Source organism: Clostridium sp., from assembly GCF_022482905.1.
Classification (GTDB): domain Bacteria; phylum Bacillota; class Clostridia; order Clostridiales; family Clostridiaceae; genus Clostridium_B.
Window position 1 is genome coordinate 3359780 of record NZ_JAKVOI010000001.1, and the last position, 20381, is coordinate 3380160.

The following is a 20381-nucleotide window of genomic DNA, read 5'->3' on the forward strand; positions in this document are numbered from 1 at the left end:
ATGGTTTTTGATTTAGAAAAATTCAAAGTAGATAAAAAAGTTGTATTGATAAATTTGGAAGATACCGACAAAATTGAAGTGCTCAAGAAAATGGCAGATAGGCTTTGTAAAGAAGGGTATGTAAAAAAATCGTATATACAAGGTATTTTAAAAAGAGAGAAAGTATTTCCGACAGGCTTACAGGCGGAAGGGTGTGGAGTAGCCATTCCACATACTGATGTCGAACACGTAAACAGTCCAATGATAGCTGTGGCAACTTTGAAGAATACAGTTGAATTCAACATGATGGGAGGTGAACGCGATGACAAGGTCGATGTAAAAATAATATTCATGCTTGCCATGAAGGATGGAAATGCACAATTGGCATTACTTCAAAAATTGATGGAAATTATACAGGATCGTGAGTTGCTTGAGAAGATATGCAGGGAGGATGAAATCGATAGCTTAGTGTCATTGATAAATAGTGTATTTACAAGTAAGAATTAAATAAAATAATATTTTATAGTTGGGAGTGTGTAATTATGAGTAAATTTAAAATTTTGGCTGTGTGTGGAACTGGAGTAGCTACATCTACCGTAGCTGCAGAGAAATGCAAGGAAATGCTTATCAAAAAAGGTCTGGATGTTGATGTTACAGAATGTAAAGCTATTGAAGTGGCTTCAAAGGTGGACATGTTCAAGCCAGATGTAATAGTTCACACTACACCTGTAAATGATGAAGCTGCAAAGGGAGTAAAAAAATTTGCAGGACTGCCGTTTCTGACAGGAATAGGAATCGATAAGCTTACAGATGAAATCGTTGTATATCTGACAAATAAGTAAAACAAGGAGGAATAAGCATGAAAGGAAAAATGAAAGCACAGATGTTCTATGCACCAGGAGATGTAAGATTTGAAGAGGTGGACATACCCACTCCCGGAGACAACGAGATACTGGTAAAAGTCAAAGCTGCCCTTACCTGTGGTACCGATCTCAAGACCTACAGAAGAGGACATCCCACTATAATTACAAAAACACCTTCAACCTTTGGACATGAATTCGCAGGTGATGTTGTCGAGGCCGGTAAAAACGTTACCGGATTTAAGCCTGGCGACAGGGTCGTAGGTGCAAATACCGCGCCCTGCTACCACTGTTATTTCTGCAAAAGAGGAATGTTCAGCCTATGCGAGGACCTTCAGTATTTAAATGGAGCTTTTTCGGAATACGTTGTGGTTCCCGAGAGAATACTCAATTACAACTACTACAAGATTCCTGAAGGACTTGATTATAGGGAGGCCGCCCTTGTAGAGCCACTTGGATGTGCCGTCCATGGTATAGATAGAACCCCGATAAAAGTTGGTGAAACCATAGCAGTAATAGGTGCCGGTCCAATAGGCCTCATGTTTGTAAAGCTTGCCACTTTGAAAGGTGCAAGGGTAATCTCTGTAGATCTGTCAGATTACAGGCTTGAACAGGCGAAGAAATTTGGGGCTGTATACACGGTAAATGCATCCTCACCGGAACATATAGAAAAAGTAAGAAAACTCTCACAGGAAGGAAAAGGTGTGGACGTTGCAATTGAGGCTACAGGTTTCCCCCAGGCATGGGAAAATGCAATAAACATGATAAGACCTCGGGGACTTGTACTGGCCTTCGGCGGAACTAAAAAGGGATCACAGATAACAATTGACTGCCAGAAATTCCACTACGAGGAAATACAGATAAAGGCAGTATATCACCATACACCATATCATATACAGCAGGCCCTGCACCTTCTTGCAACCAAGGAGATTGACGGCAGTATGTTTATAACGGGAGAATATCCTCTTTCAAAAACCATAGATGCACTTGAGAGCATTGGAAGGCAGGAAGGCATTAAATATGCCATATTGCCTGAACTCGACAGGTAGATTTGTAAACTCATAATAAAATAATGATTAAGGGGTGGAGATATGAATTTTTTAGAACTAATTAAAACGGGAGTTAATTGGGTATTAAATTTAGGTGCAGCTACAATGCTACCGATTATAATGATTATCTTCGGGCTGATTTTAGGACAAGGATTTAAAAAGTCATTCAAGTCAGGGGTAACCATAGGCATTGGATTTGTCGGACTTAATCTTGTTATTCAATTGCTGACTAATTCTGTAGGAGCAGCAGCCCAGGCATTGGTCAAAAATCTGGGCGTACATTTAAGCATAATAGATGTAGGGTGGCCTGTGGGAGCGGCTATAACATTTGCAACACCTATAGCAGCTTTGCTGATTCCAGCTATTTTCATATTCAACATGATACTGCTTTATTTTAATATGACCAAGACTATGGATGTCGATATATGGAACTACTGGCATTTGATATTCCCAGGTGCAATGGTTTACTATGCTTTTGATAAGAATATAGTCTTGGCTATAGTTGTAGCCCTGATTAATACATTTGTTATTTTCAAACTTGCGGATTGGACGGCACCTGTTATTGAACACTATTTTGGACTTCCAGGTATATCATTGCCTCATGGTGAAACTGTAAACTTTGCTCCAATTATGTATACATTGAATAAAATTGAAGATAAGATTCCTCTTTTAAACAAGGTTGTAATCAATGAAAAGATAATTGAGCAGAAAATGGGAGTATTTGGTGAACCCCTGACTATAGGGCTGATATTGGGACTGATATTAGGGGCATTGGGAAGATATAATGTGGCAAATACATTGACATTAGGAATTCAAATGGCTGCGGTAATGGTTTTAATGCCTAAGATGGTAGGGCTGCTCATGGAGGGTTTAATGCCTATATCGGAAGGTGCAAGGGAATTCATATCCAAAAAATTTCCAGGTAAGGAGGTTTATATAGGATTAGATGCCGCAGTTGTTGTAGGAAATCCTTCAAATATGGCTGTTGCACTTATAATGATACCCATTACTATAGTATTATCAATTATATTGCCTTATAATAGATTGCTTCCTTTTGCAGATTTGGCTGCATTGCCGTTTACTGTTATTTGGGCGGTAGCAGCTACCAAAGGAAATATATTCAGAGGATTGATTAATTCTATTATAACCATGTGTGGAGTATTCTTTATTGCAACAAATTTAGGTGCACTTACTACGACATTAGGTCATGCGGTAGGTTTTGCTTTTCCTAAAGGAGCAACTATGATTTCAGGTATAGATATGAGCTGTCATGTTACGTTATGGATACTGCTGAAGATTTTTGATATTAAAAATTTACCTGTGTTTTTAGTTGGATTAATTGCTTTAATCGCTTATGCAGGAATGTGGTTCTGGGTTAGAAATGATATTAAAAAGCAATACAATTTAGATGACAATTTCAATAAGATAGAGGGGAAGCTTGAAAAATAAATTCTACTGAAAGAAGGGACAAATATATGAGTAAAAAGATAGTGGTTGCAACAGGTACGTCACAGCATAAAATGGAATTTGCTGTAAATTATATAATGGAATATTGCAAAAAGAAAGGATTGGATGTGGAAGTCGAAGGAGTCAATGTGTATAAAGCAGATATTCAAGCATTAGATCCTAGTGTTGTTGTATTAATAGGACCCAATAGTTCTAGAATAGATAAACCTGTCGTTATGGGTACAGCATTTGTCACTAAAATAGGTATGGAAAAAACATGTGAAGATATTATTAAATATTTAAAATAGATTAGAGATGTATCAATATGGCAAAAGTGACTATAATAGGCGCAGGAGCGATGGGTAGTGCTTTAACTGTTCCATTGGTTGAAAATGGACATACGGTTAATCTATGGGGAACGGAGTTGGACAAAAAAATAATCGATAATCTGAAAGATGGAATGAAGCATCCAAAACATAAATGCAGGCTTCCTTCAGAAATAAACACTTTTTATGTTAATCAGCTTGATAAGGCCATGGAAAATACGGATCTTGTGATAATGGCTATAACATCAGATGCATTTAGAAAAATTTTCGTGAGGGTTATACCATATTTGCATGAGAGTATGATAGTTGGAAGTGTATCAAAAGGTTTTGAGAGGAATAGCAAAGGAAAAGTAATAATACTTCCGGAAATGATGAAAGAAGCTCTTCCTGATAAAATGAAAAATAAAATTTCATTTGTAGCAGTTGGTGGACCATGCAAAGCAATTGAGGTTATATGGAAATCTCCTACATGGGTTACTTATTCAAGCGAAAATATAGAAAGCGCCAAATATATGCAGAATATTCTAAATACTACAGATTATAGAGTTCAAGTGAATGATGATGTAATTGGAACTGAGATATGTGCGGCAATGAAAAATGCATATGCGATATCCCTTGGAATAGCAGAAGGATTTAAAAACAGAACAGGCTTTTTTCATAAAAATGCAAAGGGAGCATTGTTTACTGCAGCTATAAAAGAAATGATGATACTTGTAGAAGCTCTTGGAGGAAATACTGAATCTGTTATTGGACTCCCGGGTATAGGAGATCTTGAACTTACAGGTGAGGCAGGTAGAAACAGAGTCATAGGTGAAGCTATAGGTGGAGGTTTAAGCGGAAAAGCTGCTATGAAAAAGATGGATGATGAAGGCATAACTGTAGAAGGATGCCAGGCTGTGAAGCTGGGCTTTGATCTAGTAAAGCAGTTGGAAATAGATCAAAAATTAAGTGCTGAGGATATGCCACTTCTCAACAATTTATATGAAATACTTTATAAAGATAAATCAGGCTATGAAGTCATGACTAAATTATTACAATAATATTTTAGATATGGAGGAAGATAATTATGTTGGAAAAATTAAAGAAGGAGTTAGTAGAGATAGCGAAAGAGGCGGACAGCTCAGGGCTGTGCAGGCATAAATCAGGAAATTTCAGCATAAGGGACAGGAAAACGGGATATGTGGTTGTAACACCCACAGGTGTGGACAGAAAGGAATTGAGTTATCACGACATATGTGTGGTGGATATGAATGCAAGTGTAGTTGAGATAGAGACAAATGTAAGACCCACAAGTGAATTCCTGATGCACATTGCAGTATACAGGACAAGAAAAGATGTGCATTCTGTAATCCATACACACTCCAAATTTGCAACGGCATTTGCGGTACTTGGCAAATCAATACCGTCAATAGTCTATGAGTGTGCAAACCTTAAGCTGAAGGATGGAATAATTCCTGTTGCGCCTTATGGCACACCTGGTACCACCGAGCTTTCAAACAGTGTAGTAGAGCCTATACAGAGAGCTGATGCAATACTTCTTGAAAGCCATGGAGTATTGACGGTGGATGAAGATCCGAAGGAAGCTCTCCTGAAGGCGCATTATGTAGAAGAGCTTGCTGAAATATATTATAGAGCTCTTATAATAAATGGAGGAAAGGAACCAAAGGTAGTTCCTGTTGAAGAAATTCAAAGATGGAAGTATCCTTCTCAGATAAAAATGAACAAGTAGAATAATATTATTTTGGAAGTGGTGGGGATGAAAGGTAAATTTAGTGGAAAGGTAGTGCTTGTTACTGGAGCAAGCAGGGGAATAGGAATGATCACATCCCGAACCTTTGCAGAAAAAGGAGCTTCCGTGTATATGCTGGCCCGTAATGATAATTTGGGAATTGGTCTTCAAACTGAATTTAGAAACAGGGGACTTGATGTAAGGTACCTTCACATGGATATCACCGACAAAAACAATGTTGATTCAGTAGTAGATAAAATTATAAAAAAGGAGGACAAAATTGACATACTTGTTCATAGTGCAGGTCAATCCATGAGAACCAGGTTTATAGATATGTCATATGAGGAATGGGCAAAAGTTATAAATGTAAATTTGAATGGAAGTTTTTTGATATGCAAGGCAGTTGGACAGCACATGATAAAACGCAAATATGGAAAGATTGTCATAATTTCGTCAGGTTCAGCTTTAACAGGCACTGGAGGGGGCGCTCATTATGCTACGTCTAAAGCTGGACAGATTGGATTTACAAGGGCACTTGCAAATGAACTGTCTAGGTACAATATAAATGTAAATTCTATAGCGCCAAGAAGTATTAATACAGAGTTGTTAAATAAATTATATCCTACTCAAGAAAAAAGAAAGATACTTATAGATAAGATACCTATTGGTAGAATTGGAGAACCAGAGGATATAGCAAATATTGCGTTATTTTTGTCTTGTGAAGATAGTAGCTTTATATCTGGGCAGTATATACTCGCTGATGGAGGAAGAACATTTTCATAATCTAAACGAAAATAAAATTTTGTAGGAGGAATAAAAAATGACAGAAAAAATGAAAGCATTGGTACTCGAGGGACCTGATGATATTTCACTGAAGGAAGTTGATAAACCTATATGTGGAGACAATGATGTGCTGCTCCGTATCAAGGCTATAGGACTGTGCGGTTCCGACATGAGGACAATTACCTTTGGACATTATAAAGTGAAATATCCACAGATAATCGGGCATGAGATAACTGGACAAGTTGTTGAAACAGGAAAAAATGTAGCCAAATTTAAAAATGGAGACAGACTATTTGTTTCACCAATTGTACCCTGCCATGATTGCAGGCCTTGTAAACTTGGCCTGGACGGTTTATGTGACGATCTCGTTGTCATTGGTACTCAGATACAGGGAGACTATGCAGAATACATGCTTCTCACTGAAAAGATATTAAGCAAGGGGCTTCCACTGCTTATTCCGGATGATCTTTCCTATGAAGAAGCCGTTATGACCGAGCCGCTGTCATCAGTATATGCCTGCCAGGAAAATGTGAATGTAACTTTGGGGGATACTGTAGCTATTATTGGAATGGGGCCGATAGGCAGCCTTCATACCGAACTGGCTAAAATAAGGGGGGCAAAAACAGTAATAGCAATTGAACAGTCTGAGAGCAGACTTGAAATGGCAAAGGAATTTGGAGCCGATTATCTTATAAATTCAAGTAAAGATGACCCGGTTTCCAGAGTCAGAGAAATAACAGGCGGCTGGGGAGCAGAAAAGGTAATAGTGGCCTGCCCGTCAACGGATGCACAAAAGCAGGCGGTATCAATGGCATGCAAGGCAGGTACGGTTGTATTCTTTGGAGGAGTTCCAAAGGGAAAACTGACTGAAATTGATACAAATATTGTACATTATAATCAATTGTCATTGGTCGGGCATTATGGATATAGTAATTTGCAGGCCAGCAAGGCTTTTTCCCTTATAGCCTCCCACAGATTGAAGGCAGGAAGATATGTGACTCATGAACTGCCGCTGGAGGATATAAGAAAGGGTATAGAGCTTACAAGATCAGGAGAAGCAATAAAAGTAGTACTAAAACCTTAGAAATATTATATATGGAAGTTTAATTTTTTAAGAAGAGGCAATGAAATATGTTTGCCTCTTCTTTTGTTATACAAAATGTTAATTGAATTTCTAAAATTGTATTGTGATTTTAAATAAAGTATATATTATAATAGATAACGTTTGCGTATACATGTTTTAAAGAGAATTAATAGTTAAATTTTTTGTATGGCATGAAAGTTGCTGATTAATAAAAGTGATAGGGGTGAAGTTATGAGTTTGGCAGACAGACTTTTGGACTTGATAAGTGTTGAAAACAAGAAGGATCCGCATACGGATATGAAACTTGCAAAAATGCTATCTACTACGCGCGAAAATGTTACTGCTGTAAGAAAAGAACTTAACATACCTAATTCAAGAGAAAGGAGGAAACCGTATTTAGAAAATGCACTTGAAACGATACTGAGCCGAAATGATATGATATCAATTTCAGATATTACAAAACAGCTCATGAGCTATGGATTCAACATATCAAGACATATAGTTGAAGAAATGTTGAAGGAAAAGAAAACAGACAATAGATCCATTGAATTGAATTCAGATCCTTTTCAAAACTTGATTGGATATAATGGGAGTTTAAAAACCTGTATAACTCAAGCCAAGGCGGCAATATTGTACCCACCTCTGGGACTGCCCACCTTGATTATTGGAGAAAGTGGTGTAGGAAAGACTCAATTTGCCGAAACAATGTATAAATTTGCATCACAGAGAGGTGCATTGACAAGTAATCTGCCTTTTGTAGTTTTCAATTGTGCAGATTATGGAGATAATCCACAGCTGCTGCTCTCCATATTATATGGTTACAAAAAGGGAGCATTTACAGGGGCAGACAATGATAAGGAAGGAATTGTTGAAACTGCAAATAATGGAATATTATTTTTAGATGAAATTCACAGGCTCCCTCCAAAAGGTCAGGAAATGTTATTTTCGATACTGGATAAAGGAACATTCAGAAGATTGGGTGAAACGAATGTAGAAAGAAAAGTGAACATAATGTTGATAGGAGCAACTACTGAAGATATTCAATCCAATTTGTTGTTGACGTTTAGAAGGCGTATACCAATGATAATAACAATACCGGCATTGGAGCAAAGATCTGTTCTGGAAAAGGTTCAGCTCATACAATATTTTTTCCAGCGGGAGTGTAACAGAATAAACTTGAAAATTTTTGTCGAAGCAAAGGTTATTGAGATATTTGCCGTGGAAAAATTTAATGGAAATATTGGTGAATTGAAGAGTAAAATACAAGTCACCTGTGCCAGGGCATTCATGAAGTACATCAATAAATTTGATGAAATTATAAATATAGGTACCAGTGAAATTTTTGAAATAACCAGAGATTACGAGGATATCAATATAGAAAATTCAAATATAATTCAGGCCAAAAATTATGTTAGGGATACGTTGTTTGTTCCCTTTGTGGATAATGAATTCAAATCTGTAAGATATATAGAAAATGATGAATATTCGCTTCCAAAGGATTTTTATAGACAGATAGAACAGAAATATTATGAGTTAAAGAAGTCACATAAGGATTTAAAAGATATAGAGAAAATATTGTGGCAGTTTATCAACAAACAATTTAAAAGACTGCAATTTACAGACAATAAAGGTAATATTTTTTCACTGGATGAACTGGCAACAATTGTGGACAAGGATATATTGGAGAATATCAGAAAGCTGAGAAATGCAATGAAGGGAAAATACTCCAATTGTCATTTTAATGAAAATGTTTTCCTGTATTTAGGTATACATCTGCAGGAAACTGTAAACAGGCTTAAACTGAGAAAACCCATAATAAATATGAATTTATCCAAAATAAAAGAGGAGCTTCGTAAAGAGTATGAATTAGCTTTGGAATTCAGCATATCACTTGCAAAAGTAAAAAATATTTCAATACCTGAAGATGAAGTCGGATTTATAGCATTGTATATAAAGACGGCAATACAGGACAAACTTGTTAAAAATCATGTCGGGATAATAGTTATATCACATGGGAAAATAGCCACTGAGATAGTGAATGTGGTAAAAGAACTTTTGAATATAAATTTTCCGGTAGCAATTGACATGCCCCTGACTGAAAATCCTTCAGTAACCTATCAGAAAATCCTTCAAGTATCAAAAAAGTTAAATGAAGGAAAAGGCATACTGTTTCTTGTGGATATGGGATCTCTCGTAAATGTGGGAAATATGGCAAGTGAAAATCTTGGGATAGATACCAGAACTATTGATAGAGTTGATCTGCTTACAGTGCTTGAAGCGGTCAGAAAAGCATCCATACCGGAAAATGATCTCGATAGTATATATTTTAGTTTGGTCAAATCAAGATATGGATATTATCCTTTACCATTGAATATAAAGGAAAATGACAAACCGCCGGTAATAATTTCACTTTGCCTCACTGGAAAGGGAATGGCAAAACATATAAGTGAACAACTTTCAAAAAGGTACAGGGATGTAAAAATATTTCAGATTGGAATTATGGAGGAAATGATTTCGGAAAAAATAAAGAAACTTCAGAATAGTTATAAAATAATTGCGGTTGTAGGAACCATAAATCCTGAGATCAGCGGTATAAATTTTATACCATACGAACCCAATCTGTTTAATGAAGAACTTAAAAGAATTGATGTGTTTTTAGAATCAAAAAATAAAAACATTCTTGCAAATGTTATAAATGAAGATTTAATATTATTCGAACCCTGTGTGGAACACAAGCGGAAAGCCATCGAGCTTGGTTGTTCACTGTTAGTCAATAAAGGATATGTAGACAGGAAATTTCTTGATTGTGTTTTGCAGAGAGAAAAAATATCATCAACTTTTTCAAAGGGAGGCGTAGCGCTTCCACATGGAGATTTCTCTCATGTTATAAGATCGTCAATTGTGTTTGTCAAACTTAAAGATCCTATTGACTGGGGGAAAGGCAAAGCACAGATCATATGTCTTCCTGCGTTGAAAGTAAATGATAAAAGGATTGTTACTGGACTTCTGAAGTTGTTTTTAAATATGAATTTTATAAACACATTAAAAGAAGCAAAGGATGCTGTGGATTTTAAAAATATAATACTGGAAGGACTAAAACAGTAAATAATTATTTATGTAACTAAGGAGTGATTGTTAAATGTTAGATCCAGATTTGATTTTATTAAATGTAGAAGCAAAAAAATCGGAAGATGTTATAAACATGTTAGGAAAAATTATGCTGTCAAAGAACTATGTAAAAGATAATTATATAGATGCAGTATTGGAAAGAGAGAAAAGTCTGCCTACCGGGCTTGATACTAAAGATATATGTGTTGCAATTCCTCATACGGATTCTGGACATGTCAATGTATCCAGTATAGGTATAGCAACTTTGAAAGATCCGGTTCAATTCAGTATGATGGTAGATCCTGAAAAGAAATTGAATATAGATATAGTGTTTCTACTGGCAGTCAAAGATCCAAATTCTCAAATAAAGCTTCTAAAGAACCTTATGTCGGTTTTCCAAAATGAACAGCTGCTAAAAAATTTGAAATCAGCAAGAAATAAAAAAGAAGTTATAGACTTGTTAAGCTTTATAGCTGTATAGATCAAATTTATATAGCTTAAGTATAAATATTTATATGAAAAGGGGTTTTAATTATGAAAAAGGCTTTTAATGTTTTGTCGGTATGTGGTTCAGGAACTGTAACTTCATCTATGATTGCAGAAAAATTAAAGGATGCCATGGAGGAAAAAGGTATTAGAATTACTGCAACTGAGGCCAAGCCAACAGAGGCACTTAATCTTGCACAGGGAGGAGGATTTGATTTTATTACTCATACAAGTCCGTTGCCAAAAGCCGATTATGGCATACCAACTATAAATGCAGTAGGATTTCTTACAGGCTTTGGAGAAGAAGAGTTTCTGGAGGAAGTTATGAAAGTAATAGAAAAGTTGAACAGCAAGTAAAAAATTTTACAGGGGGAATATAAATGTTTTTACAAGATCTAAAATATATTTTTGATACATTTGGTGCTCCGGTTTTTGTGCCTATAATAATATTCATTATATGTAAGGTTTTGAAGGTTACAACAAAAAAGTCATTTTTTTCAGCTTTATATGTAGGTGTGGGCTTAGAAGGATTTAATCTGCTTATAAATTCTTTTACGCCGATTATAACACCTGTTGTCAGACAAATGGTAAAGGGGACAGGAATTGATCTTCCTGTATTTGATGTCGGGTGGCAGGCTACGGCATTGGTTGCCTATTCGACAAATGTCGGAATGATTTTCCTGTGCCTGGGTCTGGTTTTACAGATAGGATTGTTCTTGATAAAGTGGACGGATATATTTCAGCCCTCGGATCTGTGGAACAATTACTCATACATGGTATGGGGGTCCATGGCCTATGCAGTCACCAAAAATATGTTTTTGGCCCTGGGACTTATGATATTTTTGAACTTGATTAGTTTATTGATATCTGAAGTCATGGCTAATAGGTGGTCAAACTATTATAAATATCCTAACTGTACGATAATAGCACTTCACAATATAGAGCCGGCGATTTTTGCGGTAGTATTGGACCCGCTGCTTAATAAACTTGGTTTGAACAAGGTTAAACTGAATCCGGAAGAATTGCAGAAGAAGCTGGGATTTCTGGGCGAACCGGTTTCACTTGGCTTAATACTCGGTCTGCTAATTGGAATACTGGGAAATATATCACGAATAGGTACCGTTGCAGGATGGGGACAAATTGCAATAACAGGTGTTGCTACAGCCGCAATAATGGCTATATTTCCGAAGGTTGCAGGTATATTTGCCCAGGCTTTTCTTCCTATATCTCAGGCTGCAAGCAAGGCGGTAAAAGGTGAATCTGGAAACGGCCGTAAATGGTTTCTTGGAGTTAATGATGCAGCAGGGTATGGTGAGCCGGCTACGTTGATATCGGGTATTGTTTTAATACCTATAATGGTAGTCATAGCTATGATTCTGCCTGGAAACAAGACTTTGCCTGTAGTGGATCTTGTAGCAATACCATTTATGGTGGAAGGTATAGTGTGTCTTGTAAATGGGAATATATTGAAAGTATTGATTACGGGAATTATATGGTTTTCCATTGGCTTATTGATGTGTACGCATACGGCTTCATTATTTACTCAAATAGCTGCCTCTGTTGGTGTAAAATTACCTGTTGGGGCACTTCTAATAACCAGTTTTAATATATTGGGTAAACCTCTGGTCGGTCTTATATTTATGGCATTTCTTACAGAATCACCTGTGCTTATAGGTATCTGTATAGCTGTATATTTGATAGTGTATGTCTTGTTTAAAAAGAATAAAGTTGCTGTATATGACTATCTGGAAAGGACTGCAGCCAAAAATGAAGAGGTAGAAGAGAAATTGGAGTCATAAGTTTTGCAAATTTCAGAAAGGAGAATATGTAAGAATGCTGGAAAAGTTAAAAGATGAAGTACTTCAGGCAAATTTGGATCTGCCGCGGTATAATCTTGTAAAGTTTACCTGGGGAAATGTAAGCGGTATAGATAGAAAATCAGGACTGTTTGTTATAAAACCAAGTGGTGTGGACTATGACAAACTTTCACGAGATGATTTGGTAGTCATGGATCTGAAGGGTAATATAGTTGAAGGAAGTTTAAAACCATCGTCGGATACACCTACACATTTAGTACTTTATAATAGTTTCCCGGATATAGGGGGTGTAGTTCATACACATTCTACCTGGGCTACAATAATGGCACAGGCAGGTGTTGGAATACCGGCATTTGGAACAACTCATGCCGATTTCTTTTACGGGGATGTTCCCTGTACTAGAAAGTTAACTCAAGCTGAAGTAGAAAATGATTATGAGAAAGAGACAGGCAATGTTATAGTTGAAACGTTTGAGCATGAAAATGAAAATAAGATTCCAGCTGTTCTTGTAAGGGGACATGGACCTTTTACATGGGGAAAAGACGCTTCTGATGCAGTTCATAATTCTGTAGTTCTTGAGGAAGTAAGTAAAATGGCCTACTATAATTTAAATATCAACAGTCAACTTGATAAGTTAGATAGCTATATACTTGACAAGCACTATTTTAGAAAACACGGTAAAAATGCATATTATGGACAAAATATATGAAATTATGTTCTTAAGGAGGGTAATAAATGAAGGATTTAGCAAGCTTCAGTGTAGAGGAAATGACAGGACTTGAGTACAAATGTTCATGTGGAAGGACTCACAGGGTGGAAATAGATGATATAAAGGTGGGCAGTGGTGTCATAGATGAACTCCCAAATATAATAAAGGATTATGAAGGAAGAAGAATATTTATTGTAGAGGATGTCCATACCTTTGAAGTGGCAGGGAGAAAAGTCCAAGAGCTGTTAAAGAAAGAGTTCAAAGTAAGCAGATATTTGTTTGACAATAAACATCTGGTACCCGATGAGACAGCCCTTGGAAGGCTGCTCTTTGAAATACCGAAGGATACGGAACTTGTTGTTGCAGTAGGTTCAGGGGTTATCAACGATGTTTCAAGATTTTTGAGCTACAAGGTGGGGATACCCTATGTAATTGTTGGGACGGCACCCTCCATGGACGGATATGCTTCAGTAGTTTCACCTCTCATATGCGACAGCGTGAAGGTTACCTATGATGCAGCATATCCAAGGGCCATAATCGGTGACACAGATATAATGAAAGAGGCACCCATGCAGATGCTCCAGGCGGGACTCGGAGATATACTTGGCAAATACACTGCACTTGCAGACTGGCACATTGCAAATGTATTAAATGGAGAATACCTCTGCAGTGAGGTGGAAAATCTGGTCATGACCTCTCTTAAAAAATGTGAAGAGGCTGCCTCCGGCTTGACAGGCAGGAGGGCTGAAACTGTGAAGAATATAACGGATGCACTGATTATGTCTGGAATTGCCATTGGTATGGTGGGTGCATCAAGGCCGGCCTCCGGCGGAGAACATCAGCTTTCACACTGTTATGAAATGATTTTTATGAACAGGGGTGAAGAAGAAAAGTGGACCCACGGCAATACCGTAGGTGTGGGCGTTGGAATTGTGGCTTATGCATACAAATATGCAGCAGGAATTGACATCAATAAAGTACTTGAAAAAGGCGATTACCTGCATCTTGACAGAGACAGGTGGACGCAGAATATAAAAGATGTGTTCACAAGAAGTGCCGAAAACATCATTGAATTCAAACAGGACAGCATCAATTTTGAACCCGAAAAGAGAAAGGCTCAAATGGACAGGATACTTGAGAAATGGGAGGACATAAAAAAGATATGCAGTGTCAACGTTCCAGAGCCGGAAAATATAATCGGAACCCTGAAAAAATGCGGTGCCGTATGGAATCCACGGGATATAGGAATAGACAGGGAACTGTTTATAAAAAGTTTTGCTGCTGCAAAGGACATGCGCAAGAGATACGGCATCTTTCAACTCCTTGAAGATATAGGCAAGCTGGATGAGGCAGGCGGCTGTGTAGCAGATATTTATTACAATTGAATTCTGTTTCAGAAACAGTTTGAATAAAAGGTTGTATTGAAAGGGGGAGGTAGTATATATGGCAGACAGGACGCAAGATATTTTGAAAAAGGTAAAATGCTTTATCCTCGATCTTGATGGAACTGTTTATCTCGGAGATAAAATACTGGAAGGTTCCATGGAATTTCTTGAAGAACTGACGAAAAACGATATCGAGTTCAAGTTTTTCACGAATAATTCTTCTAAAAATTCACAATTTTATGTAAACAAGATCAGGAAAATGGGGTATGAGCTAACGGACGACATGATGCTCACTTCAAATCAGGTAATAATAAATTATATAAAACAGAACATGGCGGACAGGAGGATATTTGTCCTTGGCAATGAATACCTGAAAGCCGATTTCAGGGAGGCAGGAATAAATCCCGATGGAGATGATGCAGAGGTGGTTGTTGCGGGATTTGACACATCACTTGTATATGAAAATATATCCAGGGCCTGTGAATTTATAAGAAATGGAGCTGTATTTCTTGGAGTGAATCCCGACTTCAACTGCCCTACTGAAAATGGTTTTATACCGGACTGCGGTTCCATATGTGCAATGATTACAGCTTCAACAGGAAGAGTTCCTGAATTTTTCGGAAAGCCCTCCCGTCATACCTTGAAATATATTCTTGAAGACACAGGATTCAAGGAAGAGGAAATTGCCTTTGTAGGAGACAGGCTTTACACCGACATAGCCATAGGGAAGGGAAACAATTCTGTAACCATCCTTGTATTGTCGGGTGAAGCAAAGCTTCATGATCTGGATGATTCTGAAATACAGCCTACGCTTGTTTTCAGTTCACTGGGTGATGTGAAAGATGTATTGAGACAAATTTATAAGTAATTTAGTAGGAAATGGAGATGGGTCTTATATGAAAATTGTGGTTGTAGGGGATACTCTGGTAAGTTCGGACTATATGGCAGAACAAGCCAAACTGCTTTTGCCCGGCAGGCAAAAAGAAATTATAAAATATGACTGGGAAATGACTTCAAAAGAAAAGTTCCAGCAAGTGATGTTGAATATAGAAAAAAATGGACCATATGCTGAAGCAGTTCCTGAAGATATTGAAAAAGCTATTGTTGAAGATGCAGATATATTTATAGGGCATTTTTGTCCTCTTTCTGGTGAAATCCTGAAAAAGTGTAGAAAGCTTAAACTGATAGGAACCTGCAGGGGAGGTGTTGAGCACATAGATGTAGACACTGCTACAAAAATGAATATCCCTGTTATACATGTAATTAGAAATGCTGAACCTGTAGCTGAATTTGCAATAGGACTTATGATTGCTGAATCTAGAAATATAGCAAGGAGCTATCTGGGAATAAAAAATGGAATCTGGAAAAAAAAATTCCCAAACAGTAAATATACTTCCTGTCTTAAGGACAAAAAGGTTGGAATTCTTGGCTTGGGCTATATAGGGAAACTGGTTGCCAAAAAGTTGACAGAACTTGGCGTGGAAGTAATAGGGCATGATCCATATGTATCCCAGGATATGTTGGATTCTCAAGGAATTAAAGTAAAATTGGTGCCTTTGGATCAATTGTTCAGTCAATCTGACATAGTATCCCTTCATATCAGATTTACAGAGGAAACAAAAAATTTTGTTGACATGAAACTCCTTTCTAAAATGAAGCCAAGTTCTTATCTGATTAATACAGCCAGGGCAGGAATACTTGACCATGATTCCATAGTAAAAGTACTTCAGGAAAATAGAATAGCTGGAGCTGCAATAGATGTGTTCTGGGATGAACCTATCAAAAAAGAAGATCCAATATTAGAGCTGGATAATTTGACCATGACGTCCCATATAGCAGGGGATACTGTAGACGCAATATCTAAAGCACCAAGACTTCTTATAAATGTTATGAATGAATTTTTTAATGAAGGCAAAATGGACATGTTAGTAAATAAAAGTACGGCAGAATATTTAAATATATAGATGATTGGGAGGAAACACTTATGTTGGAAGAATTAAAAAAGGAATTGGTAAATATAGCAAAAGAAGCGGACAGCTCAGGACTGTGCAGGCATAAATCAGGAAATTTCAGTATAAGGGACAGAAAAACGGGATATGTGATTGTAACCCCAACAGGTGTGGACAGAAAGGAATTGACCTATCACGATATATGCGTGGTGGATACGGATGCAAATGTAGTTGAAATAGAGACAAATGTAAAGCCTACAAGTGAATTTCTGGTGCATATTGCAGTGTACAAGACAAGAAAAGATGTGAATTCAGTAATTCATACCCACTCCAAATTTGCAACTGCATTTGCGGTACTTGGCAAAGCAATACCGTCAATAGTTTATGAGTGTGCAAACCTCAAGCTGAAGGACGGGATAATTCCTGTTGCGCCTTATGGAACACCAGGTACCACTGAACTTTCAAACAGTGTGATAAAACCTATACAGAGAGCTGATGCAATACTTCTTGAAAGCCATGGAGTAGTGACGGTGGATGAAGATCCGAAGGAAGCACTGCTGAAGGCACACTATGTGGAAGAACTTGCCGGGATATACTATAGAGCTCTTATGATAAACGGGGGAAAGGAGCCAAAGGTAGTTCCTATTGAAGAAATTCAAAAATGGAAATATCCTTCCCAGATAAAATTTTAATATATGCAAAAAGAAAATCCCTCACATTATAGTGGGGGAACTTTTCCTTTTATTCTGAATATCCATCAGGATGATTTTTATGCCATTTCCATGCGGTATCGATAATTGTTTCAAGTGAATTGAATTTAGGTTTCCATCCCAATTCTTCAATGGCTTTATCTGAAGAAGCTATTAGAATTGCAGGGTCTCCGGCACGTCTTTCTGCAATTTCGGATTTAATGTTTATTCCGGTAACTCTTCTGGCAACTTCCACTACTTCTCTTACTGAAAAACCTTTTCCGTTTCCCAGGTTGTAAATCCTGCTTTCACCTCCAGATTGAAGTCTTTTCAATGCCAGCAAGTGGGCTGATGCAAGGTCCGATACATGCACATAATCTCTTATGCAGGATCCATCTGGAGTATTGTAATCATCGCCAAAAATCATTATTTTATCTCTTTTACCTGAAGCAGCCTGCAGTATTATAGGTATCAGATGAGTTTCAGGATTGTGATCCTCACCGATTTTACCATTTATATGTGCTCCACAGGCATTGAAGTATCTCAGAGCCGTATATTTTATGCCATGGGCCCTGTCGCACCATTTCAATATTTTTTCGACTGCAAGCTTTGATTCACCATATGGGTTTGTAGGAAGTGTTCTGTCTTTTTCCATTATAGGCACGTTTTCAGGTTCACCATAGGTCGCAGCAGTTGAAGAAAATACAATATATTTTACATCATATTTTTTCATTGCTTTCAAAAGCTTTATAGTTGAGTATATATTATTTTCAAAATACTTCAAAGGATTCTGGACGCTTTCTCCAACAAGTGAATTTGCTGCAAAATCTATTACTGCGTCAATATGATTCTCAGTAAAAACCCTATTCAATATTGAATCATCTCTAAGATCACCAATATAGAGTTTACCTCCTAAGAGAGATTCTCTGTGACCGGTCTGGAGATTATCAAGTACTATAACATTATGATTATTTTCTAATAAATGTGCTGCCATGTGGCTCCCTATGTAACCGGCGCCACCGCAAACTAGTATATTCATTTTAAATTCCTCCTGTCTGTAATTTAACAACTATATAAATTATAGCAGGACATAGTGAATAAGTTAGGATATAATTGTTAACTGATTTTGAATTTATTTATCATACCTGCAAGCTTTTCTGCAAGTTCCGCCTGATTCTGAGAGGATGTAGATATATCTTCAATTGCCTTGGTTACTTCATTTATACTGCTTAATATTTCTTCTGATCCAGAAGAAGATTCTTCCGCCGTAGATGCGGCATTTTGAATTGCAGCATTTAATTGAGATATTATGGACTTCATCTGTTTTGATGAAGTATCTATTTCCTGTGATATGGAGTTCATAAATTCTGCATCTTTCTCGTATTGCACCCCTGTATCCATGAGAAGCTGGTAACTTGGATTCACATTGTTTGCTATATAATCGAGAATCTCTTTGCTGCTTTGGGATAGGTTTCCAAAAGCGCTTTCCACTTCAAGAACCATTTTATTTATACTTTCTACAGCACTGGAAGACTGTTCCGCCAGTTTCCTAACTTCATCGGCTACAACTGCAAATCCCTTTCCATGTTCTCCTGCACGTGCAGCCTCGATAGCTGCATTCAATGCCAGAAGATTTGTCTGCTCGGCTATATTTCCTATAGAGGCTGACATTATTTTAACTTCCGAAACAACTTTGCCGTGCTCGATTGTTTTTACGATATTGGTTTTCTTCTCATTATATATAAGTTCACCTTCACGTATATTCTTGGAGGCCGTTTCCTTTATATTTGCTGCACGATCTTTTATTTCCAGTGAGGATTTTGTAGACTCATCAGCCTTGTTCGATAGATCATATATATTGTTCTTCATATCTTCTGAAGCTGAACTTATTTCTTCTGTGATACTGCTCAGGTTTTGAGCACCATTTGCTATTTGATCCGTAGCCTGATTTACAGATAACATCATTGACGAAATTTCTTCAGTAGTAGCAGAAAGCTCTTCACTGGATGCACTCATGTCTTCAGTGGAATGCATTATTTCGCTCACTAACTTTTTTGTATTTATATTTGCAGCATTTAATTCCTGTCCTATCAGAGATAATTCGTTATTTCCATACATTTGCAGGTTTTCACTTAAATCGCCTTTGCTTAACAGGTCTGTAAAGGAAAGTATTTTATCAACACTTGATGATATTGAATTACTTATTTTAAGTCCCAACACTAGACTTAAAACCAACCCAAATATGGATACTATAAGTATTGAGTAAAAAGAACTCTTATATATCAACATATTTTGCGAATTAGTATTGTCAGCTTTTTGGTTTACAATTTTTATTAATTCATCTGTAGTATTTGTTAAGTTATTTCTATAATGAGCAGCTTCTTTGTTTAAAATCATTGCCTCATCATATTTACCTTCAGACATCAGGTCTGTAATTTTAGTACATATATTTCTCCAATCCGTAAGTTGACTTTCTAATTTAGGCAGTATAGCTTTTTCCTGAGAATTCAAATTTCCATTTTTGTATGAGCTCAATATTGCATTATTGGATTGTTTCAGAGGTTCAATAGTTTTTAAAGCATCTGGAGTTTTATTCTTATTTCTGCTCTCTACCAGATTTATTATTTCAAGCCGTAAATTCAATGCATTGGAGTCAAATTTGTTTAAGGACTGTATTGTCCTTAGGTTGCTGCTGTAAAGTTGATTTGAGCCTGAATTTATTCTGTTCATGCCAAGTATACCTATAATTCCAGCTATTATTATAAATAAGGATATTACAAAAAAACTTGACTTCAGGATAGTTTTTAATTTCAAGTTGCTGATAAATTGAGACATGTATATTCCCCCTGTATAATTGATTTTTAATTACAATATTTATCTAATAATATATATTATTAGCTAATAATATATTGTGTTAATAATATAACACGATAATAACTTTTTTACAATATAAAAAACCAACAATTAATAAATAAAAATTAT

General features: G+C 36.7%; 20 protein-coding genes. 18 read left to right on the top strand and 2 right to left on the bottom strand.

The genetic code is table 11. From position 1 onward, the window contains the following. The 18 genes from LKE46_RS16690 to LKE46_RS16775 all read left to right on the top strand — a co-directional run bounded on the left by LKE46_RS16690 (window position 1) and on the right by LKE46_RS16775 (window position 17402). Entirely contained in the window at window positions 1-486 is a 486-nt protein-coding gene (locus LKE46_RS16690) for a PTS sugar transporter subunit IIA (RefSeq protein ID WP_291725026.1), read from the top strand. Window positions 487-521: 35 nt separating this feature from the next. Next, window positions 522-821 carry a PTS sugar transporter subunit IIB gene (locus tag LKE46_RS16695; RefSeq protein ID WP_291725028.1) on the top strand — a complete coding sequence of 100 codons (300 nt, stop codon included), beginning with the start codon at window positions 522-524 and terminating at the stop codon, window positions 819-821. Window positions 822-838: 17 nt separating this feature from the next. Next, window positions 839-1888 carry a zinc-dependent alcohol dehydrogenase gene (locus LKE46_RS16700; RefSeq protein WP_291725031.1) on the top strand — a complete coding sequence of 350 codons (1050 nt, stop codon included), beginning with the start codon at window positions 839-841 and terminating at the stop codon, window positions 1886-1888. 42 nt (window positions 1889-1930) lie between these two features. Then, a complete protein-coding gene (locus LKE46_RS16705) occupies window positions 1931-3337 on the top strand; it encodes a PTS galactitol transporter subunit IIC (RefSeq protein WP_291725034.1) in 1407 nt (468 codons plus the stop codon). Between the two features lie 26 nt (window positions 3338-3363). Further along, window positions 3364-3642, top strand: coding sequence for a hypothetical protein (locus LKE46_RS16710; protein WP_291725037.1), 279 nt, complete (start codon window positions 3364-3366; stop codon window positions 3640-3642). Window positions 3643-3659: 17 nt separating this feature from the next. Further along, a complete protein-coding gene (locus LKE46_RS16715) occupies window positions 3660-4700 on the top strand; it encodes an NAD(P)H-dependent glycerol-3-phosphate dehydrogenase (protein ID WP_291725040.1) in 1041 nt (346 codons plus the stop codon). A 26-nt stretch (window positions 4701-4726) separates the two neighbouring features. Continuing rightward, window positions 4727-5389, top strand: coding sequence for a class II aldolase/adducin family protein (locus LKE46_RS16720; RefSeq protein WP_291725043.1), 663 nt, complete (start codon window positions 4727-4729; stop codon window positions 5387-5389). Between the two features lie 27 nt (window positions 5390-5416). Next, a complete protein-coding gene (locus tag LKE46_RS16725) occupies window positions 5417-6172 on the top strand; it encodes an SDR family NAD(P)-dependent oxidoreductase (protein ID WP_291725046.1) in 756 nt (251 codons plus the stop codon). A gap of 37 nt (window positions 6173-6209) precedes the next feature. Beyond that, entirely contained in the window at window positions 6210-7256 is a 1047-nt protein-coding gene (locus LKE46_RS16730) for an alcohol dehydrogenase catalytic domain-containing protein (RefSeq protein WP_291725049.1), read from the top strand. A gap of 231 nt (window positions 7257-7487) precedes the next feature. Beyond that, complete coding sequence (locus LKE46_RS16735) at window positions 7488-10361, top strand: sigma 54-interacting transcriptional regulator (RefSeq protein WP_291725051.1); 2874 nt, start codon at window positions 7488-7490, stop codon at window positions 10359-10361. 34 nt (window positions 10362-10395) lie between these two features. After that, window positions 10396-10845 (top strand): PTS sugar transporter subunit IIA, encoded by a 450-nt coding sequence (locus tag LKE46_RS16740; RefSeq protein WP_291725054.1) that lies wholly within the window; start codon window positions 10396-10398, stop codon window positions 10843-10845. A gap of 53 nt (window positions 10846-10898) precedes the next feature. Beyond that, entirely contained in the window at window positions 10899-11207 is a 309-nt protein-coding gene (locus tag LKE46_RS16745) for a PTS fructose transporter subunit IIB (RefSeq protein ID WP_291725057.1), read from the top strand. 23 nt (window positions 11208-11230) lie between these two features. Further along, window positions 11231-12649, top strand: coding sequence for a PTS galactitol transporter subunit IIC (locus LKE46_RS16750; protein ID WP_291725059.1), 1419 nt, complete (start codon window positions 11231-11233; stop codon window positions 12647-12649). 34 nt (window positions 12650-12683) lie between these two features. Continuing rightward, the gene (gene araD, locus LKE46_RS16755) at window positions 12684-13376 is read left to right on the top strand and encodes an L-ribulose-5-phosphate 4-epimerase (protein ID WP_291725062.1); all 693 of its coding nucleotides are present in this window, start codon (window positions 12684-12686) and stop codon (window positions 13374-13376) included. 26 nt (window positions 13377-13402) lie between these two features. After that, a complete protein-coding gene (locus tag LKE46_RS16760) occupies window positions 13403-14761 on the top strand; it encodes a sn-glycerol-1-phosphate dehydrogenase (RefSeq protein WP_291725065.1) in 1359 nt (452 codons plus the stop codon). A 58-nt stretch (window positions 14762-14819) separates the two neighbouring features. After that, window positions 14820-15629, top strand: a complete 810-nt coding sequence (locus LKE46_RS16765) for an HAD-IIA family hydrolase (RefSeq protein WP_291725068.1) — start codon at window positions 14820-14822, stop codon at window positions 15627-15629. 28 nt (window positions 15630-15657) lie between these two features. Next, a complete protein-coding gene (locus tag LKE46_RS16770) occupies window positions 15658-16725 on the top strand; it encodes a 2-hydroxyacid dehydrogenase (RefSeq protein WP_291725072.1) in 1068 nt (355 codons plus the stop codon). A gap of 20 nt (window positions 16726-16745) precedes the next feature. Continuing rightward, a complete protein-coding gene (locus LKE46_RS16775; RefSeq protein WP_291725075.1) occupies window positions 16746-17402 on the top strand; it encodes a class II aldolase/adducin family protein in 657 nt (218 codons plus the stop codon). Window positions 17403-17451: 49 nt separating this feature from the next. On the opposite strand, the gene galE is transcribed toward LKE46_RS16775, so the two are convergent. Continuing rightward, a complete protein-coding gene (galE, locus tag LKE46_RS16780; RefSeq protein WP_291725077.1) occupies window positions 17452-18438 on the bottom strand; it encodes a UDP-glucose 4-epimerase GalE in 987 nt (328 codons plus the stop codon). Between the two features lie 77 nt (window positions 18439-18515). Further along, a complete protein-coding gene (locus LKE46_RS16785) occupies window positions 18516-20234 on the bottom strand; it encodes a HAMP domain-containing methyl-accepting chemotaxis protein (RefSeq protein ID WP_291725080.1) in 1719 nt (572 codons plus the stop codon). Window positions 20235-20381: the final 147 nt, after the last annotated feature.

Bases quoted from the DNA above. Each gene is read 5' to 3' on its own strand.
- LKE46_RS16785 (WP_291725080.1), bottom strand. From the start codon at position 20,234: ATGTCTCAATTTATCAGCAACTTGAAATTAAAAACTATCCTGAAGTCA.
- LKE46_RS16705 (WP_291725034.1), top strand. From the start codon at position 1,931: ATGAATTTTTTAGAACTAATTAAAACGGGAGTTAATTGGGTATTAAAT.
- araD (WP_291725062.1), top strand. From the start codon at position 12,684: ATGCTGGAAAAGTTAAAAGATGAAGTACTTCAGGCAAATTTGGATCTG.
- LKE46_RS16730 (WP_291725049.1), top strand. From the start codon at position 6,210: ATGACAGAAAAAATGAAAGCATTGGTACTCGAGGGACCTGATGATATT.
- LKE46_RS16765 (WP_291725068.1), top strand. From the start codon at position 14,820: ATGGCAGACAGGACGCAAGATATTTTGAAAAAGGTAAAATGCTTTATC.
- LKE46_RS16745 (WP_291725057.1), top strand. From the start codon at position 10,899: ATGAAAAAGGCTTTTAATGTTTTGTCGGTATGTGGTTCAGGAACTGTA.
- LKE46_RS16770 (WP_291725072.1), top strand. From the start codon at position 15,658: ATGAAAATTGTGGTTGTAGGGGATACTCTGGTAAGTTCGGACTATATG.
- LKE46_RS16775 (WP_291725075.1), top strand. From the start codon at position 16,746: ATGTTGGAAGAATTAAAAAAGGAATTGGTAAATATAGCAAAAGAAGCG.
- LKE46_RS16715 (WP_291725040.1), top strand. From the start codon at position 3,660: ATGGCAAAAGTGACTATAATAGGCGCAGGAGCGATGGGTAGTGCTTTA.
- LKE46_RS16740 (WP_291725054.1), top strand. From the start codon at position 10,396: ATGTTAGATCCAGATTTGATTTTATTAAATGTAGAAGCAAAAAAATCG.
- LKE46_RS16695 (WP_291725028.1), top strand. From the start codon at position 522: ATGAGTAAATTTAAAATTTTGGCTGTGTGTGGAACTGGAGTAGCTACA.
- LKE46_RS16720 (WP_291725043.1), top strand. From the start codon at position 4,727: ATGTTGGAAAAATTAAAGAAGGAGTTAGTAGAGATAGCGAAAGAGGCG.
- LKE46_RS16725 (WP_291725046.1), top strand. From the start codon at position 5,417: ATGAAAGGTAAATTTAGTGGAAAGGTAGTGCTTGTTACTGGAGCAAGC.
- LKE46_RS16760 (WP_291725065.1), top strand. From the start codon at position 13,403: ATGAAGGATTTAGCAAGCTTCAGTGTAGAGGAAATGACAGGACTTGAG.
- galE (WP_291725077.1), bottom strand. From the start codon at position 18,438: ATGAATATACTAGTTTGCGGTGGCGCCGGTTACATAGGGAGCCACATG.
- LKE46_RS16700 (WP_291725031.1), top strand. From the start codon at position 839: ATGAAAGGAAAAATGAAAGCACAGATGTTCTATGCACCAGGAGATGTA.
- LKE46_RS16710 (WP_291725037.1), top strand. From the start codon at position 3,364: ATGAGTAAAAAGATAGTGGTTGCAACAGGTACGTCACAGCATAAAATG.
- LKE46_RS16690 (WP_291725026.1), top strand. From the start codon at position 1: ATGGTTTTTGATTTAGAAAAATTCAAAGTAGATAAAAAAGTTGTATTG.
- LKE46_RS16735 (WP_291725051.1), top strand. From the start codon at position 7,488: ATGAGTTTGGCAGACAGACTTTTGGACTTGATAAGTGTTGAAAACAAG.
- LKE46_RS16750 (WP_291725059.1), top strand. From the start codon at position 11,231: ATGTTTTTACAAGATCTAAAATATATTTTTGATACATTTGGTGCTCCG.